This is a genomic window from Enterobacter sp. 50793107, assembly GCF_001463365.1.
In the GTDB taxonomy this organism is placed as follows: Bacteria; Pseudomonadota; Gammaproteobacteria; order Enterobacterales; family Enterobacteriaceae; genus Enterobacter; species Enterobacter cloacae.
Genome location: NZ_LNII01000083.1, coordinates 63061 through 80594, shown reverse-complemented (window position 1 = coordinate 80594; position 17534 = coordinate 63061). Strand labels below are relative to the sequence as shown.

Annotated in this window: 13 protein-coding genes; 6 read left to right on the top strand and 7 right to left on the bottom strand. The window is 56.6% G+C overall.

From position 1 onward, the window contains the following. Nucleotides 1–48: 48 nt before the first annotated feature. Entirely contained in the window at nucleotides 49–369 is a 321-nt protein-coding gene (locus APU11_RS12965) for a PTS fructose-like transporter subunit IIB (protein WP_029882888.1), read from the bottom strand. 14 nt (nucleotides 370–383) lie between these two features. Continuing rightward, entirely contained in the window at nucleotides 384–1463 is a 1080-nt protein-coding gene (locus APU11_RS12960) for a PTS fructose transporter subunit EIIC (protein WP_020686915.1), read from the bottom strand. A gap of 302 nt (nucleotides 1464–1765) precedes the next feature. Between APU11_RS12960 and ptsP the strand changes: the two genes are divergently transcribed. Genes ptsP through APU11_RS12945 form a run of 3 tightly spaced genes read left to right on the top strand, consistent with a single transcriptional unit; the run spans nucleotide 1766 to nucleotide 6060 of the window. Further along, on the top strand, nucleotides 1766–4267 hold the full coding sequence (ptsP, locus tag APU11_RS12955) for a phosphoenolpyruvate--protein phosphotransferase (protein ID WP_058651865.1): 2502 nt from the start codon (nucleotides 1766–1768) through the stop codon (nucleotides 4265–4267). A gap of 14 nt (nucleotides 4268–4281) precedes the next feature. Beyond that, on the top strand, nucleotides 4282–4944 hold the full coding sequence (gene fsa / locus APU11_RS12950; protein WP_058651863.1) for a fructose-6-phosphate aldolase: 663 nt from the start codon (nucleotides 4282–4284) through the stop codon (nucleotides 4942–4944). A gap of 12 nt (nucleotides 4945–4956) precedes the next feature. Next, entirely contained in the window at nucleotides 4957–6060 is a 1104-nt protein-coding gene (locus APU11_RS12945) for a glycerol dehydrogenase (protein WP_013099305.1), read from the top strand. 39 nt (nucleotides 6061–6099) lie between these two features. Here the strand turns inward: APU11_RS12945 and katG are convergent, their stop codons facing one another. The 4 genes from katG to metB form a co-directional block, all read right to left on the bottom strand. Then, nucleotides 6100–8280 (bottom strand): catalase/peroxidase HPI, encoded by a 2181-nt coding sequence (gene katG, locus APU11_RS12940; RefSeq protein WP_058651861.1) that lies wholly within the window; start codon nucleotides 8278–8280, stop codon nucleotides 6100–6102. Between the two features lie 147 nt (nucleotides 8281–8427). Then, nucleotides 8428–9315, bottom strand: a complete 888-nt coding sequence (metF, locus tag APU11_RS12935; RefSeq protein WP_013099307.1) for a methylenetetrahydrofolate reductase — start codon at nucleotides 9313–9315, stop codon at nucleotides 8428–8430. Nucleotides 9316–9540: 225 nt separating this feature from the next. Beyond that, a complete protein-coding gene (locus APU11_RS12930; RefSeq protein WP_029882892.1) occupies nucleotides 9541–11973 on the bottom strand; it encodes a bifunctional aspartate kinase/homoserine dehydrogenase II in 2433 nt (810 codons plus the stop codon). Nucleotides 11974–11975: 2 nt separating this feature from the next. Further along, on the bottom strand, nucleotides 11976–13136 hold the full coding sequence (gene metB / locus APU11_RS12925) for a cystathionine gamma-synthase (RefSeq protein WP_058651859.1): 1161 nt from the start codon (nucleotides 13134–13136) through the stop codon (nucleotides 11976–11978). 276 nt (nucleotides 13137–13412) lie between these two features. Between metB and metJ the strand changes: the two genes are divergently transcribed. Further along, on the top strand, nucleotides 13413–13730 hold the full coding sequence (gene metJ, locus APU11_RS12920) for a met regulon transcriptional regulator MetJ (protein ID WP_003862042.1): 318 nt from the start codon (nucleotides 13413–13415) through the stop codon (nucleotides 13728–13730). A gap of 48 nt (nucleotides 13731–13778) precedes the next feature. Here the strand turns inward: metJ and rpmE are convergent, their stop codons facing one another. Then, the gene (gene rpmE / locus APU11_RS12915; protein WP_003862040.1) at nucleotides 13779–13991 is read right to left on the bottom strand and encodes a 50S ribosomal protein L31; all 213 of its coding nucleotides are present in this window, start codon (nucleotides 13989–13991) and stop codon (nucleotides 13779–13781) included. A 200-nt stretch (nucleotides 13992–14191) separates the two neighbouring features. On the opposite strand from rpmE, the gene priA reads away from it, so the two are divergent. Beyond that, nucleotides 14192–16387, top strand: coding sequence for a primosomal protein N' (gene priA / locus APU11_RS12910; RefSeq protein ID WP_058651857.1), 2196 nt, complete (start codon nucleotides 14192–14194; stop codon nucleotides 16385–16387). Nucleotides 16388–16506: 119 nt separating this feature from the next. Next, on the top strand, nucleotides 16507–17532 hold the full coding sequence (gene cytR, locus APU11_RS12905) for a DNA-binding transcriptional regulator CytR (protein ID WP_013099311.1): 1026 nt from the start codon (nucleotides 16507–16509) through the stop codon (nucleotides 17530–17532). Nucleotides 17533–17534: the final 2 nt, after the last annotated feature.

Here is a 17534-nt window from a genome sequence, read left to right as displayed (position 1 = left end):
AACTCCTGTAACGGAAAAAACCAGCCCGCCCCGAAGGGCGGGAGAGCATCAGGCGGTTTGCGCCAGGTGGGCATCGATTTTGTTCATGATGGCGTCGGCACGTTTTACCGCGTCGCTGATATTGACGCGCACGATGGTTTTCCCGGCAAAACGCTCTTCGAATTTAATGCCGATATCTTTAGTCAGGATCACCATATCTGCTGCGGCGATATCCTCTGCCGTCAGTTCGTTCTCAAGACCAATCGACCCCTGCGTTTCTACCTTCACTTCCCAGCCTTTCGCTTTTGCGGCGCTTTCCAGCGCTTCGGCAGCCATATAGGTATGGGCAACGCCAGACGGACATGCGGTTACTGCGATAATTCGAGCCATGTTCTCTTCCTCACTCAGTTAATTTCGAAATCCAGATCCAGGTCATCCTCTTTTTCCTCGACCTGCTTTGTGTTCTTTCGGGCAATACGCTTTAGCACGTTGACGCTGACCGCCGTCACCACTGCACCCACGGCAACCGCCGCGATATAGCCGAGCTTGCCGTCCACCACGGGAAGCACAATTAACCCGCCCCATCCGGCATAGCATTGCGCGCCCATAACCGCAGCCGTGACCGCGCCGCAGGCGGAGCCCAACATAATGGAAGGAATCACGCGTAGCGGGTCCGCTGCGGCAAACGGAATCGCTCCCTCGGTGACACCCACGCAGCCCATCACCAGCGCCGCTTTACCTGCTTCACGTTCTTCACCGGTAAAATTCTTACGGCCGATAAGCGTTGCCAGGCCTAACCCCAGCGGCGGTATGCAAATGGCCACGGCGGCAATTGCAACGACGGTATAGACGCCTTGCGCAACGCAAATCAGCATGAAGGCATAAGCCACTTTGTTGACCGGGCCGCCCATGTCGAACGCCAGCATGAGACCGATAATAATGGCGAGTACTACAATGCTGCCCTGCTGCATGCCTTGCAGCCACTGAGTGAGACCGGTAGTAAGCGCGCCTACAGGCTCGCCCAGTCCCCACATCATGATGCCTGCGGTAATAAACGTGCCGATAATCGGGATGATGAAGATAGGCATAACGGAACGCAGCACTTTCGGCACGGGCAGCTTTTTCAGATACCAGACGACAATGCCACCGAAAATCCCGGCGATAATTGCGCCAAAGAACCCTGCACCGAAGCTGTTGCCCACCCAGGCGGCAATAGCACAGGGAGCAAGCGCGGCGCGTTCTGCAATGGAATAACCAATATAGGCGGCGAGGAATGGCACCATCAGTGTTAAACCCGCCACACCGATGTCAAAGAGCTTTTTCAGATTGGGATCGGTTGCGGCATCGGGCACCGCACCTTTGCCGTATAGCATGACCGAAACCGCCAGCAGAATGCCGCCCGAGACCACAAACGGGATCATGTGCGACACCCCTGTCATCAGATGCTGTCGCGTGTTCTTGAGAATATGCACCAACGCTTTCATATGCCGCTCCAGGCCTTTATCCACAAAGATGTTGTGGCAAACAATAGGCAATCAGGAAGACGGCGGACAGGAGACAAAAAGGCCATTTACTGGATTTTTGTAATATCGGAATGAAAATGCGATCCGCCTCGACATTTCTCATCGACTTCGCATTACGCAAAAAGTCACAACTTGTGAGTGAAATCTCAATTTTAAGGTGACATTACATTTGTCCAGTTTTTGGCAGTTTTGTCACATGGCGCGCCTCATCATCACGCTCGTATGCTGTTCCGCATAATTGACGATTAGTTTCAGGAGTGTGTATGGCTCTGGTAGTGGAATTTACCTGTGAATTGCCCAACGGCGTTCACGCGCGTCCTGCAAGTCATGTAGAAACGCTGTGCAACACGTTTATCTCGCAAATTGAGTGGCATAACCTGCGTACGGATCGTAAAGGCGACGCCAAAAGCGCGCTGGCGCTGATTGGTACCGATACGCTGGCAGGCGATGCCTGTCGCCTGGTGATAAACGGTGAAGACGAGCAGCATGCCCGGCAGCGGCTGGAGCTGTGGCTAAGAGAGGAGTTTCCGCATTGCGACGCGCCGCTTGAAGGGGTAATCAGCACGGAACTGGATCCCTTACCTGAATCCCTGACACGCCTGAACCCGACGCTGTTTCGCGCTACTCCGGTATGCAGCGGGAGTGCACATGGCGTCCTGACGTTATTGTCCTCGCTGGATCTCAACGCCCTGACCGATTTGCCCGACGCGCAAAGCGTGGAAGCTGAGCAGTCGGCGCTGGATAATGGCCTGACGCAGCTGATCAAACACATTGAGCTGCGCGCCCTGGACAGCGACAGTACTGCCAGCGCTATTCTTGAAGCCCACCGCTCGCTGGCTACAGATACCTCGCTGCGTCAGCACCTCCTGTCAGGGGTCAGCCAGGGTCTAAGCTGCGCCCAGGCCATCATCGCCACGGCGAACCATTTCTGCGACACGTTCTCCCGTTCCAGTAGCACCTATTTGCAGGAGCGGGTGCTCGACGTGCGCGACATCTGCTACCAGCTTTTACAACATATCTATGGTGAAGCGCGTTTCCCGGCTCACGGCCAGCTGACGCAGCCGAGCATCTGCCTTGCTGACGATCTGACTCCCGGTCAGTTTCTTGAACTCGATAAAACGCAGCTAAAAGGACTGCTGCTGAAAAGTGGCGGCACCACCTCGCATACCGTGATCCTCGCGCGTTCCTTCAATATTCCGACGCTGGTTGGCGTCAACAGTGAAAGCCTGCTGCAATGGCGCAATCAGCCTGTATTTGTGGACGGCAATGCCGGTGCGGTGGTCGTCAATGGCAGTGACGCCGTAGCGCGTTACTATCAGCAGGAAGCGCGCGTCCAGCAGGCGATACGCGAGCAACAGCGCGTCTGGCTTGACCGTGAAGCCAGAACCGCCGACGGCCTACGGGTAGAAATTGCCGCCAATATTGCCCACGCGGTGGAGGCCCAGGCAGCATTTGGAAATGGTGCCGAAGGCGTGGGCCTGTTCCGCACCGAAATGCTCTATATGGATCGTGCCAGCGCACCCGGCGAAAACGAGTTATACAACATTTTCTGTCAGGCACTGGAAAGTGCAAATAGCCGTAGCATTATTGTGCGTACTATGGATATCGGCGGCGACAAGCCGGTGGAGTACCTGAATATTCCAGCTGAGAACAATCCCTTCCTCGGCTACCGCGCCGTACGCATATATGAAGAGTATTCTTCGCTGTTCACGACCCAGCTTCGGGCGATCCTTCGCGCCTCTGCCCACGGAAACCTTAAAATTATGATCCCGATGATCTCCTCCATGGAGGAGATCCTGTGGGTGAAAGAGAAGCTCGCCGACGCGAAGCAGCAGCTCCGGGCTGAACATATTCCGTTTGATGAGAAAATCCCACTCGGCATTATGCTGGAAGTCCCCTCGGTGATGTTCATCATCGATCAGTGCTGCGAAGAGATTGATTTCTTTAGCATCGGCAGCAATGACCTGACACAGTATCTGCTTGCCGTCGACCGCGACAACGCCAAAGTCACGCGCCATTACAACAGCCTGAACCCCGCCTTCCTGCGGGCGCTGGACTACGCGGTGCAGGCCGTTCACCGTCAGGGTAAGTGGATTGGCCTCTGCGGTGAGTTAGGCGCGAAAGGGTCGGTACTGCCGCTGCTGGTGGGGCTGGGGCTGGACGAACTGAGCATGGGCTCCCCTGCCATTCCTGCCACCAAAGCACGCCTGGCGCAGCTTGATAGCCGCGCCTGTCGCCAGCTGTTGAACCAGGCCATGGCGTGTCGCACCTCGCTTGAAGTAGAACATCTGCTCGCCCAGTTCCGTATGAATCAGCAGGATACGCCACTGGTGACGCCACGCTGTATTTCTCTGGATAACGACTGGAACAGTAAAGAAGAGGTCATGAAAGGCATGACCGATAACATTTTGCTCGCCGGGCGATGCCGCTATCCGCGCAAGCTGGAAGCCGATTTATGGGCACGCGAAGCCGTATTTTCCACCGGGTTGGGTTTTGGATTCGCCATTCCACACAGCAAATCAGAACACATTGAGCAATCCACTATCAGCGTCGCACGCCTGAAAGCGCCCGTTACGTGGGGTGACGAGGAGGCGCAATTCATCATCATGCTGACGCTGAATAAACACGCTGCTGGCGACCAGCATATGCGTATTTTCTCCCGCCTGGCCCGTCGCATCATGCATAACGATTTTCGCAGTGCTCTGGTTAATGCCAGTTCCCAGGAGGCTATCGCTTCCCTGCTGCAACACGAATTAGAACTCTAAAACGAGGAAAAATAATGGAACTGTATCTGGATACCGCCAACGTGGCAGAAGTAGAACGCCTTGCGCGCGTTTTCCCCCTTGCAGGCGTCACCACCAATCCGAGCATCATTGCCGCCAGCCGTGAGTCAATCTGGGAGGTGCTGCCGCGCCTGCAAAACGCCATTGGACCGAAAGGCAGGCTGTTCGCCCAGACAATGAGCCGCGACGCAGAAGGCATGGTGGCCGAAGCCAAACGCCTGAGCAATGCTATCCCGGATATCGTGGTGAAAATCCCGGTCACCGCCCAGGGGCTTATCGCCATTAAGGCGCTAAAAACAGCGGGCATCACTACGCTGGGTACCGCCGTGTACAGCGCCGCGCAAGGCCTGCTGGCCGCGCTGGCCGGGGCAATATATGTCGCGCCATACGTAAACCGCGTGGATGCCCAGGGCGGGGACGGCATTCGCATGGTTCAGGAGCTGCAATCCCTGCTGGAACAGCATGCACCGGAGAGCAAGGTGCTGGCAGCCAGCTTCAAAACGCCACGCCAGGCGCTGGACTGCCTGCTCGCCGGATGTGAAGCAATCACGCTTCCCTTAGATGTAGCGCAACAAATGCTCGGCACGCCGGCGGTAGAGTCAGCAATAGAGAAGTTCGAGCAGGACTGGAAAAACGCGTTTGGTAACCTCAACCTCTAAGGGAGATATGTTATGGACCGTATCATTCAATCGCCGGGGAAATATATCCAGGGCGCTGATGTTCTCACCCGTCTCGGCGACTATCTGAAACCTCTGGCTACACGCTGGCTGGTTGTTGGCGATAAATTTGTGCTGGGTTTTGCCGAAGAGACCCTGCGCCAGAGTTTTAAAAATGCAGAGCTACATGCCGAAATCGCGCCGTTTGGCGGCGAATGTTCGCAAAATGAGATCGATCGTCTGAAAAAACTGGCCGACAGTGCGGACTGCATGGCGGTGCTGGGCATTGGCGGCGGTAAAACGCTGGATACCGCCAAAGCGCTGGCACATTTTATGGACGTGCCGGTCGCTATCGCCCCGACTATCGCCTCCACCGATGCCCCGTGCAGCGCCCTTTCTGTGATTTACACCGACAGCGGCGAATTTGAACGCTATCTGATGCTGCCGCATAACCCCAATATGGTGATTGTCGACACCAAAGTGGTGGCTGGTGCGCCGCCGCGTCTGCTGGCCGCCGGAATTGGTGATGCCCTTGCCACCTGGTTTGAAGCGCGTGCCTGTTCCCGCAGTGGCGCGACCACCATGGCGGGCGGCAAGTGCACACAGGCCGCGTTAGCGCTTGCCGAGCTGTGCTACAACACGCTGATTGAAGAGGGCGAGAAAGCGATGCTGGCCGCCGAGCAGCACGTAGTAACCCCGGCGCTGGAACGCATTATCGAAGCCAATACCTATCTGAGCGGCGTAGGGTTTGAAAGCGGCGGGCTGGCGGCAGCGCATGCCATTCACAACGGGATGACGGCAGTGCCGGATGCGCATCACTTCTACCACGGTGAAAAAGTGGCGTTTGGTACGCTGACGCAACTGGTGCTGGAAAACGCGCCGGTTGAGGAGATCGAAACCGTCGCGGCACTTTGCCACAGCGTTGGATTGCCGATCACGCTGGCGCAGCTGAATATCAAAGAAGACATTCCGGCCAAAATGCGCCTGATTGCCGAAGCGTCTTGCGCTGAGGGAGAGACCATCCACAACATGCCGGGTGGCGTGTCGCCGGATCAGGTTTACGCGGCACTGCTGGTTGCCGACCAGTATGGACAGCGTTTCCTGCAGGAGTGGGAGTAACAAAAAAGCCGGGTGCGCTACGCGTACCCGGCTCAATGTTTATTTCACGTCAAAACGGTCCAGATCCATCACCTTCGCCCACGCTGCAACGAAGTCGCGAACGAACTTCTCGTGAGCATCACTGCTGGCGTACACCTCTGCCAGCGCGCGAAGGACAGCGTTAGAGCCGAAGACCAGGTCAGCGCGAGTGGCGGTGTATTTCACTTCACCGCTGGTGCGATCGCTTCCGGTAAACAGCTCGTTCGATTCATCGGTCGCCTTCCACTGGGTGTTCATATCCAGCAGGTTCACGAAGAAGTCATTGCTCAGCACGCCTTCGCGGTTGGTGAACACACCATTTTTACTGCCGTCAAAGTTTGCACCCAGTACGCGCAGGCCGCCGATCAGCACCGTCATTTCTGGTGCGGTTAACGTCAACTGCTGGGCTTTATCAATCAGCAGCGATTCGGTGGTGGAAACATCAACCTGCGCACGATAGTTACGGAAACCGTCAGCAATCGGTTCAAGCAGGTTAAACATATCGATATCCGTTTGATCCTGACGTGCATCCACACGGCCCGGCGTGAACGGTACGGTGACGTAAACGCCTGCCGCTTTCGCCGCCTGCTCAACGCCTACCACACCCGCGAGCACGATGATATCGGCCAGTGAGGCTTTATTGGTGGTGCGCTGAATAGCTTCCAGAGCAGGCAATGCACGTACGGCTGCGGCATTAACATCCCAGTTGCGCTGAGGCGCAAGCGCCAGACGTGCACCGTTGGCACCGCCACGCTTGTCACCGCCGCGGAAGGTAGAGGCTGACGCCCATGCCACGGAAATCAGTTCGCTGACGGAGAGCCCGGTTGCTGCAATTTCCGCCTTCAGGCTCTCAATGTCCTCTTTGGTCGGATTGAATACTGCCTCCGGCAGCGGATCCTGCCAGATCAGATCTTCTTTCGGCACTTCCGGGCCAAGATAACGCGATTTTGGCCCCATATCGCGGTGGGTCAGTTTGAACCACGCGCGGGCGAAGGCTTCGTTGAAAGCCTGCGGATCGTTCAGGAAGCGACGGGAAATTTTTTCGAATTCCGGGTCAAAACGCAGCGTCAGGTCGGTAACCAGCATAGTCGGTTTGCGTTTTTTCGACGGGTCGAACGGGTCTGGCATGATCTCAGGCGCGTCCACGGCTTCAAACTGAATCGCACCGGCCGGGCTACGGGTTTGTACCCATTCGTATTTGAACAGGTTCTCGAAGAAGTAGTTGCTCCACTGGGTCGGGGTTTGTGACCAGATGACTTCCAGACCGGAAGTAATGGCGTCAGCGCCAATACCGGTACCGTGCGTGCTGGCCCAGCCCAGGCCCTGCGCTTCAATCGGAGACGCTTCCGGGTCTGTGCCAACGTGCGTTGCTTCACCCGCACCATGAGTTTTACCGAGCGTATGCCCCCCGGCAATCAGCGCCACGGTCTCTTCGTCGTTCATTCCCATGTTACCGAAGGTGGCGCGAATGGCTGCCGCCGCGGACAGCGGTTCACCGCTGGCGTTTGGTCCTTCCGGGTTAACGTAGATCAGCCCCATTTCAGTGGCCGCCAGCGGACGTTTCGCCAGCGCTTCCGGGTCACGATGTGTCAGCCAGGCTTTTTCATCCCCCCAGTTAACGTCGAGATCCGGTTCCCAGACATCTTCACGCCCGGCACCAAAACCAAAGGTGCGGAAGCCGGAGTTTTCCAGCGCCACGTTACCCGCAAGAATAAACAGGTCGGCCCAGGAGATTTTTTGACCATATTTTTGCTTGATCGGCCACAGCAGACGGCGAGCTTTATCCAGACTGACGTTATCTGGCCAGGAGTTCAGCGGCGCAAAGCGCTGTTGACCGCGTCCGGCACCGCCGCGCCCGTCGACGGAACGATAGGTTCCTGCACCGTGCCAGGCCATGCGAATAAACAGGCCCGCATAGCTGCCCCAGTCGGCAGGCCACCACGGTTGAGAGTCGGTTAAGAGTGCTTTGAGATCGCCCTTGAGGGCGGAGTAATCCAGCTTGCTAAATTCTTTGCGGTAGTCGAAGTCTTCACCCAGAGGGTTCGAACGATTGGAATGTTGGTTAAGAAGATCGATGCGGAGTTGTTTTGGCCACCAGTCGCGGCTGCCTGTACCTGCCCCCGCGCTGTGATCGACGCCGCCCTGGTGGAACGGGCATTTGCCGACTGATGCCGCTTTATTGCTCTCGTCTGACGTGCTCATCGCTATGCTCCCTTTTACAGTGTTACCGTTACGATATACACCACTAGCAATAAGATATAGTTGAATTAATCCACAGATTCGATAGCTAATACCTTTTAACTTTTAGCCAGACTAAAAAGCCCTCCATTCAGGAGGGCTTGATGTTTATTACGCCGGGCGAACACCGAGCGTATGACAAATGGCGTAGCTCATTTCCGCGCGGTTCAGCGTGTAGAAGTGGAAATCTTTTACCCCTTCCCGACTTAAAATTTTCACCATGTCCATTGCGATATTGGCACCCACCAGCTTGCGTGTTTCCGGATCATCGTCCAGCCCTTCGTACATTTTGGACATCCACAGCGGAATGCGTACGTTGGTCATATCGGCAAATTTCTTCGCCTGTTTGAAGTTAGAGACCGGCAGAATACCCGGGATGATTTCCACGTCGATACCCGCAGAAACGCAGCGGTCGCGGAAGCGCAGGTAGCTTTCCACATCAAAGAAGAACTGAGTAATGGCCCGGTTCGCACCGGCATCCACTTTACGCTTCAGGTTAAGGAGGTCGGCCTGAGCGCTTTTCGCTTCCGGATGCACTTCCGGGTACGCCGCCACGGAGATATCAAAATCGGCAACGTCTTTCAGCAGCGCGACCAGATCCGCCGCATACATTTCGGGCTTACCGCTACCCGGCGGCAGGTCGCCGCGCAGGGCGACGATATGACGAATCCCGTTATTCCAGTAATCCTGGGCGATAGCACGCAGCTCGTCACCGGTGGCGTCGATACAGGTCAGATGCGGCGCCGCTTCCAGACCGGTTCTGTCTTTAATGCCTTTAATAATGCTGTGCGTACGGTCACGCTCGCCGGAGTTCGCGCCGTAGGTCACGGAGACAAATTTCGGTTTCAGGCTGCTCAGGCGATCGATAGAGCTCCAGAGGGTTTGCTCCATTTCACTGGTGCGCGGCGGGAAAAATTCAAAAGAGACGTTAATCTGGCCATTTACTTCGGCCAGGCTCTGATTCAGGGCTTCCCGCTGGTTGGCGTGAAAAAAGCTCATACCTTACCTCTATCTTTCGCGTGTCGTTGTTTGTTGTGTTGTGAACTTCTATACGTTTAGACGTCCAGATGTAAAAATGACGGAAAAGCGGAGTGACGTCAACAGAAATAATCAACAATAACGGTGAGGAATGCTCAGGGAAGATGAAGGAAATTCATGATGGGGTGAGTGCGGTTGCTTGCCCTCACCCTGGCCCTCTCCCACCGGGAGAGGGAACACGCGGGATTACAGCAACTTAGCGAGACGATTGATGTCCGACTGGATCGCCCCGGCGGTGACATCACGCCCTGCACCCGGGCCACGGATCACCAGTGGGTTATCGCGGTACCAGCGGCTTTCGATTGCAAAGACGTTATCGCACGGCAGCAGCGCCGCCAGCGGATGTTCAGGACGCACCGCCTCAACCCCCACACGCGCTTTACCGTTGGCCTCGAAACGCGCCACATAGCGCAGCACCAGCCCCATCTCGTTTGCGGCTTCCAGACGTTGCAGCATCTGCTCGTTCAGTTCATCACCGTTTTCAAAGAAGTGATCAATGGATCCTTCCTCGCAGCCTGCCGGCACCAGCGACTCGACGCGAACAGCGCCGGGTTCAATGTCATAACCGGCTTCACGCGCCAGGATCACCAGCTTACGCATCACATCTTTACCGGAAAGATCGACGCGGGGATCGGGTTCGGTTAGCCCCTGCTGCCACGCCTGATCCACCAGGTCAGTGAACGGTACGGTGCCATCAAACTGCAGGAACAGCCAGGAGAGCGTACCGGAGAAAATACCGCTCAGCGCCAGAATGCTGTCGCCGCTTTCAATCAGATCGCGCACGGTATGGTTAACCGGCAGACCCGCGCCTACGGTGGCGTTATAGAGCCAGTGACGACCGGTTTTTTCGAACGCGTCGTGGATCTGACGGTACTTATCGGTGCTGCTTGCCCCCGCCAGTTTGTTCGCACTGATGACGTGGAAACCGTGGCTGGCGAAATCAAGATACTGATCGGCAAGCTGTTCGCTGGCAGTAACGTCCAGCACCACCAGATCGTCATACGGGTGCGCGCGCATCCACAGGAACAGCGCCTCTTCGTCTTGTTCAACCGCTTCATCATTAAAGAAGGCAAGCGCGCGGCTGGCATCCAGCCCCTCGTAGTTCAACAGACTGCGGCGGCTGTCCACCACCCCGGCGAGGATAAATTCAAAGCCGGTACGTGCTGAGAGCGTGACCTGCTCGCGCGCGAACAGCTCCAGCCAGCGAGAACCGATGTTGCCTTTACCGAACAACACCAGGCCGATGCGTTTTTCCGCACGGAACAGAGAGGTATGCAGACCCTGAATCAGGCTCTCAGTTGGTCCTTTACGCAGGACGGCAACGAGGCTGATGCCCTCTTCCGACTGCCAGGTAAATTCAACCGGTTGCCCTTTCAGCTGTTGCCAGAAGCGGTGGCAGTGCAGTGGGTTACGGGTGACGCCCGCGCCCACCATCGCCACCAGCGCTAGCCCCTGACGCAGACGAAGCTCGCCCGGCAGGCCCGCTTCATCCAGAATTTTTAGCGCGCTGTCCGCCACTTCGGCGGTGTAGCAGAACTGCAGCAGTTGACGGTCGTTATGTACGCCAACCGCCAGCGGACGCACCTGAGCACGTTTGAGGATCGTGTCGATATCTTTATGCGCCAGTTTGAAGTCCTGGCCCGCCGGGACCTGGAACTCAATCAGGCAGATGTCGTCGTGGCTGGTGACAATACGCGCCCCCGTACCGGATGCCAGCACGCGTTCGATGCGCGTGGAGCCCTGATCCGGGGTGTAACTGCAGCGCAACTGCAAATCGATATCGCTGCCGGAAACCGGCTGCAGCGTACGCGCGTGCAGAACCGGCGCGGCCAGACGTGCCAGCTCGCTGGCTTCATCCAGGCGCAGCAGCGGCAGCAGGCAGGCGTCTTTCACCTTACGTGGATCAGCACTGTAAACACCGGCGACGTCACTCCAGATGGTGACGCGGGACACGCCCGCCAGGGCACCGATTTGCGTCGCCGAGTAGTCAGAGCCGTTACGCCCCAACAGCACGGTTTCCCCGGCATTGCTGCGGCTGATAAAGCCGGTCACCACAATGCGTTTACCCGGATGCTGTACCAGCAACTGTTGCAACAGCGGGTAGGATAGACCTTCGTCCACCTGTGGCTGTGCGGCGCGTTCGGCACGCAGGAAATCACGCGCGTCGAGCCAGGCAGCCTCAACGCCCAGATGTTGCAGCACGGCGGCCATCAGGCGCGCAGACCACACTTCACCGTGACCCACCACCTCGGCGTACACCGCATCGGTAATACCGCTGTCCAGCAGGGCGGCCAGACGCTCAAGGTCATGCGTAAAAGCGCTAATTAGCCCATCCGCCACGTCTGCAGGCAGCAAACCGGCAATCAGCTCGCTCTGGTAACGGCGTAAGGACTGTTGCACCTGATGCGCAGAGAGGCGATCGGTCTGGCTCAATTTCAGCCAGCTAATCAGCTGGTTGGTGGTGCTGCCCGCCGCGGAGACAACCATCATGTCACCCGGCTGTGAATACTCTGTCATGATCCCTGCAACGCGCAGGTAACACTTCACATCAGCAAGACTACTACCACCAAACTTGTGCAGTTGACGACCCTTCGCCCCTGCCTGCGCTATCACACTCATGATTACCCCTTGGCTGCGACCCGGAAGCCATTTTCCAGATCGGCAATTAAATCTTCAGAATCTTCAATACCGGTTGAGATCCGCAGCAACGTCTCAGAAATCCCGGCGGCGGCACGTGCCTCTGGTGCCATACCTGCGTGCGTCATGGTCGCGGCGTGGGAGATCAAACTTTCAACCCCACCTAACGATTCCGCCAGCGTAAACAATGACAGCCCGCTCAGGAAGCGACGCAGCGTTTGCTGGTCACCGTCCAGTTCAAAACTTAACATCGCGCCAAACCCTTTCTGCTGACGCGCGGCAATCTCGTGCCCCTGGTTTTCAGGCAGCGACGGGTGATAAAGCTTCTTCACCAGCGGCTGCGTTTTCAGGAAATCGACAATCGCCTGGGCATTGCGCTGTGCCACCTCCATACGCGGCGACAGCGTACGAATCCCGCGTAACAGCAGATAGCTGTCGAAGGCTCCGGCGGTGACGCCAATGTTATTGGCCCACCATGCCAGTTCGGTGACAACGTCGGGATCTTTTGCAATCACCACGCCCGCGACGACATCAGAATGACCGTTCAGATATTTAGTGCATGAATGCAATACCAGATCTGCACCCAGCGCCAGTGGGTTCTGAAGGGCCGGACTGAGGAACGTATTATCCACTACACTTATCGCTCCCGCATCCCTTGTGAGCTGACAAATTTTCGCAATATCGACAACGCGCAACAATGGATTGCTTGGACTTTCCACCAGCACCAGCTTCGGCTTCTCTGCCAGCGCCTGTTTCAGCGCCTGTTCGTCATTTTGATCGACAAACAGTACCCGGTAACAGCCGCGTTTTGCCAGGCTATCAAACAGACGATAGCTGCCGCCGTAACAGTCGTGCGGCGCAACCAGCAGATCGCCCGGCTTCAGGAACACGGTAGTCACCAGATGAATGGCAGACATGCCGGTATTGGTTAATACTGCCCCTGCGCCACCTTCCAGTTCCGCCAGCGCGCGCTGGGTAACATCACGCGTAGGGTTGCCACGACGCGAGTAGTCATGCGCACGGGGTTCATTAAATCCGGTGAAATTATAGGTACTGGAAAGATGAATCGGCGGGACAACACAGCCGTACTGCTCGTCATCATTCAATCCGCTACGCACTGCGATGGTGGCCTGTTTACGCGTCATGGTGAAGGCTTCCTGGCTAATTAGGTGAAAAGTCAGGCACCAGAGTAAACATTGAAAGTATGGACGTCAATACATCTGGACATCTAAACTTCTTTGCGTATAGATTGAGCAATGCGCAAATAGCCGTTAAAATTATATGCTTTAGTGCACGCTGCAGCGGCAATATCCGTGCCACGGTATCGTCTCTACGGTAAACTACGCAGGTTTACGGTTCAAAACCGACGGTTACAGGTTTTGCACCTTTAGATTAATGACTGAGAGGATTAAAGGTATCTCATGGCTGAATGGAGCGGCGAATATATCAGCCCATACGCTGAGCACGGTAAGAAGAGTGAGCAAGTAAAGAAAATTACGGTTTCCATTCCTCTGAAGGTGTTGAAGATCCTCACCGATGAACGTACGCGTCGTCAGGTGAACAACCTGCGCCACGCAACCAACAGCGAACTGCTGTGCGAAGCGTTTCTGCATGCGTTTACCGGCCAACCGTTGCCGAACGATGACGACCTGCGCAAAGAGCGTAGCGACGAAATCCCGGAAGAGGCGAAGGTGATCATGCGTGAACTGGGTATCGACCCGGAGACGTGGGAATACTGATAAGCGGATACAAAAAAGGCACCTTGCGGTGCCTTTTTTTCGGGAAACTTATTTAGCGCCCGGGATGCTGAAACGCTTGTTGAAGCGGTCAACACGGCCACCGGTTGCAACGTCACGCTGCTTACCAGTGTAGAACGGGTGGCATTTGCCGCACACGTCCAGGTTCAGATCGTGACCCACGGTAGAGCGGATCTGGATAGAGTTACCGCAAGAGCAGTTTGCAGTAATCATTTCGTATTTCGGGTGAATATCTTTTTTCATGGGAGAACCTCAGTTAAGGCCGCGTCGCTCTTCCAGCCCTAACGCCAGACACCACGCGATGTTGAATGTAAGTTCTTTGGCGTAAAGTACACCAAAGGCGGCGAATCATACAGAATTTGACCAACGTATGCAAACTGATCCGCACGCCGCTTTCACTAATGTGTATACTAACGCGCCACTTTTCAAGTCAGGAAGATTCGATGCCCGTCGCTCACGTTGCCCTGCCCGTTCCGCTTCCCCGCACGTTTGATTATCTGCTGCCCGACAGCATGAGCGTTAAAGCGGGCTGTCGCGTGACCGTGCCCTTTGGCAAACAGCAGCGCGTAGGGATCGTCGTCTCCGTCAGCGACAAGAGCGAATTGCCGCTTAACGAACTGAAATCGGTCGTTGAGGTGCTCGACAGCGAGCCCGTTTACTCCACCAGCACCTGGCGACTGCTACTATGGGCGGCGGATTATTATCATCATCCGATTGGCGATGTTCTGTTCCACGCTTTACCGATTATGCTGCGCCAGGGCAAAAGCGCCAGCCACGCGCCAATGTGGTACTGGTTTGCGACCGAACAGGGCCAGGCGGTGGACATTAACAGCCTGAAGCGCTCCCAGAAACAACAGCAGGCGCTGGCCGCCCTGCGTCAGGGGAAAATCTGGCGCCATCAGGTCGATGAGATGGAAGTCAGCGAAACCGCGCTCCAGGCACTACGAAAAAAAGGGCTGAGCGAACTGGCAAGCGAGGCTCCGGCCCTGTATGACTGGCGGGAGCGATTTTCCGTCTCGGGCGATCGCCTGCGCCTGAACACCGAGCAGGCCACCGCCGTGGGGGCGATCCACAGTGCCTCCGGCCATTTCTCCGCCTGGCTACTGGCCGGGGTCACCGGTTCCGGCAAGACAGAAGTCTATCTCAGTGTGCTGGAAAACGTGCTCGCGCAGGGCAAACAGGCGCTGGTGATGGTGCCGGAAATTGGCCTGACGCCGCAAACCATCGCGCGCTTTCGCGAGCGGTTTAATGCGCCGGTTGAGGTGCTGCACTCTGGCCTGAATGACAGCGAACGCCTCAGCGCCTGGCTGAAAGCGAAAAACGGCGAAGCGGCGATCGTGATTGGCACCCGTTCATCACTGTTTACACCGTTCAAAAATCTTGGCGTCATCGTCATTGATGAAGAACACGACAGCTCTTATAAGCAGCAGGAAGGCTGGCGGTATCACGCCCGCGATCTGGCCGTCTATCGCGCGCACAGCGAGCAAATCCCCATTATTCTGGGCTCTGCTACCCCGGCGCTCGAAACGCTGCATAATGTTCGTCAGCGTAAATACCATATGCTGCGCCTGACGCGTCGCGCGGGGAATGCGCGTCCGGCCATTCAACACGTGCTGGACCTGAAAGGTCAGCAGGTGCAGGCGGGGTTAGCACCTGTCCTTATCACCCGGATGCGTCAGCATTTGCAGGCGGGCAATCAGGTTATTTTGTTCCTCAACAGACGCGGCTTTGCCCCGGCACTGCTGTGTCACGACTGCGGCTGGATCGCAGAATGCCCGCGCTGCGACCACTACTACACCTTCCATCAGGCCCAGCGCCATTTGCGCTGCCACCACTGCGACAGCCAGCGCCCGGTGCCGCGTCAGTGCCCGTCGTGCGGGTCAACGCACATCGTGCCGGTCGGTCTGGGCACTGAACAGCTGGAACAGGCCCTGGAGCCGTTCTTCCCGGATGTGCCCATTTCCCGAATCGACAGGGACACCACCAGCCGTAAAGGGGCGCTGGAGCAGCAGCTGGCAGAAGTGCATCGCGGTGGCGCGCGCATCCTGATTGGCACCCAGATGCTGGCCAAAGGTCATCACTTCCCGGACGTGACGCTGGTTGCCCTGCTGGATGTCGATGGCGCACTGTTCTCTGCCGATTTCCGCTCAGCCGAGCGTTTTGCCCAGCTTTATACCCAGGTGGCCGGACGCGCGGGACGCGCCGGGAAACAGGGCGAAGTGGTACTGCAAACGCACCATCCTGAGCATCCGTTGCTGCAAACCCTGCTGCACAAAGGCTATGACGCCTTTGCCGAGCAGGCGCTGGCTGAACGCCAGACCATGCAGCTTCCCCCGTGGACCAGCCACGTGATCATCCGCGCGGAAGATCATAACAACCAGCAGGCGCCGCTTTTCCTGCAGCAGTTGAGAAACCTTCTGCAGGCCAGCCCGCTGGTTGATAATCAACTGTGGATTTTAGGGCCGGTTCCGGCGCTGGCCCCCAAGCGCGGCGGACGTTTTCGCTGGCAGATTTTGCTGCAACACCCTTCGCGCATCCGTTTACAGCACATCGTCAGCGGCACGCTGGCCTTGATCAACACCCTGCCAGAAGCGCGCAAAGTGAAGTGGGTGCTTGACGTTGATCCCATCGAAGGCTGAAGCCGGATCGAAAAATTTAACGTCCCTCACACTTTTTATGAAAATTCTGTAACCGATTCCATTAACTATCTGTAAAAATGGTGGCGTCAGAAGTTCGGTGTTCAGGCGAGGAGAAGACGTTGAAGTCCAGGAAAGAGGTTGCCACGGCGACCATGAAAGACGTTGCCCAGAAAGCACAAGTCTCTACGGCAACCGTGTCCCGCGCATTAATGAACCCGGATAAAGTCTCTCAGGCGACCCGCAACCGGGTAGAACAGGCCGCGCTGGAAGTGGGGTATTTCCCGCAGGCGATGGGGCGTAACGTTAAACGTAATGAGTCGCGGACCATCCTGGTGATTGTGCCGGACATCTGCGATCCCTTCTTCAGCGAAATTATTCGCGGCATCGAAGTGACCGCTGCGGAGCAAGGGTATCTGGTGCTCATTGGCGACTGCGCGCACCAGAATCAGCAGGAAAAAACCTTTATCGACCTCATTATCACCAAGCAGATCGACGGCATGCTGCTGCTTGGTTCGCGCCTGCCGTTTGATGCCAGCATTGAAGAGCAGCGCAATTTACCGCCGATGGTGATGGCCAACGAGTTTGCGCCGGAGCTGGAACTGCCAACGGTGCATATTGATAACCTGACCGCCGCGTTCAACGCCGTTAACTACCTGCAGGAGCTGGGGCATAAACGGATTGGCTGCATTGCCGGGCCAGAAGAGATGCCGCTGTGTCACTATCGCCTGCAGGGCTATGTTCAGGCGCTTCGCCGAACCGGCGTGACGGTTGATCCGCACTACATTGCGCGCGGTAATTTTTCCTTCGAAGCCGGTGGTCAGGCGCTGGAAAAACTACTGGCGTTGCCTGAGCCGCCTACCGCAGTGTTCTGCCACAGCGACGTGATGGCGCTGGGGGCATTATCGTATGCGAAACGCCGCGGCCTGCGCATACCGAAAGATTTGTCGATTATCGGTTTCGATAATATTTCGCTTTCAGAATTTTGCGATCCCCCGCTCTCAACCGTTTCGCAACCACGCTACGACATTGGCCGTGAAGCGATGCTTCTTTTGCTCGATCAGTTGCAGGGTCAAACAGTTAGCAGCGGATCGAGATTGCTGGACTGCGAACTGATTATTCGTGGTTCTACCCAGGCATTGACTTAAAG

Bases quoted from the DNA above. Each gene is read 5' to 3' on its own strand.
- APU11_RS12960 (WP_020686915.1), bottom strand. From the start codon at position 1,463: ATGAAAGCGTTGGTGCATATTCTCAAGAACACGCGACAGCATCTGATG.
- ptsP (WP_058651865.1), top strand. From the start codon at position 1,766: ATGGCTCTGGTAGTGGAATTTACCTGTGAATTGCCCAACGGCGTTCAC.
- metJ (WP_003862042.1), top strand. From the start codon at position 13,413: ATGGCTGAATGGAGCGGCGAATATATCAGCCCATACGCTGAGCACGGT.
- APU11_RS12930 (WP_029882892.1), bottom strand. From the start codon at position 11,973: ATGAGTGTGATAGCGCAGGCAGGGGCGAAGGGTCGTCAACTGCACAAG.
- katG (WP_058651861.1), bottom strand. From the start codon at position 8,280: ATGAGCACGTCAGACGAGAGCAATAAAGCGGCATCAGTCGGCAAATGC.
- priA (WP_058651857.1), top strand. From the start codon at position 14,192: ATGCCCGTCGCTCACGTTGCCCTGCCCGTTCCGCTTCCCCGCACGTTT.
- APU11_RS12945 (WP_013099305.1), top strand. From the start codon at position 4,957: ATGGACCGTATCATTCAATCGCCGGGGAAATATATCCAGGGCGCTGAT.
- APU11_RS12965 (WP_029882888.1), bottom strand. From the start codon at position 369: ATGGCTCGAATTATCGCAGTAACCGCATGTCCGTCTGGCGTTGCCCAT.
- fsa (WP_058651863.1), top strand. From the start codon at position 4,282: ATGGAACTGTATCTGGATACCGCCAACGTGGCAGAAGTAGAACGCCTT.
- metB (WP_058651859.1), bottom strand. From the start codon at position 13,136: ATGACGCGTAAACAGGCCACCATCGCAGTGCGTAGCGGATTGAATGAT.
- metF (WP_013099307.1), bottom strand. From the start codon at position 9,315: ATGAGCTTTTTTCACGCCAACCAGCGGGAAGCCCTGAATCAGAGCCTG.
- rpmE (WP_003862040.1), bottom strand. From the start codon at position 13,991: ATGAAAAAAGATATTCACCCGAAATACGAAATGATTACTGCAAACTGC.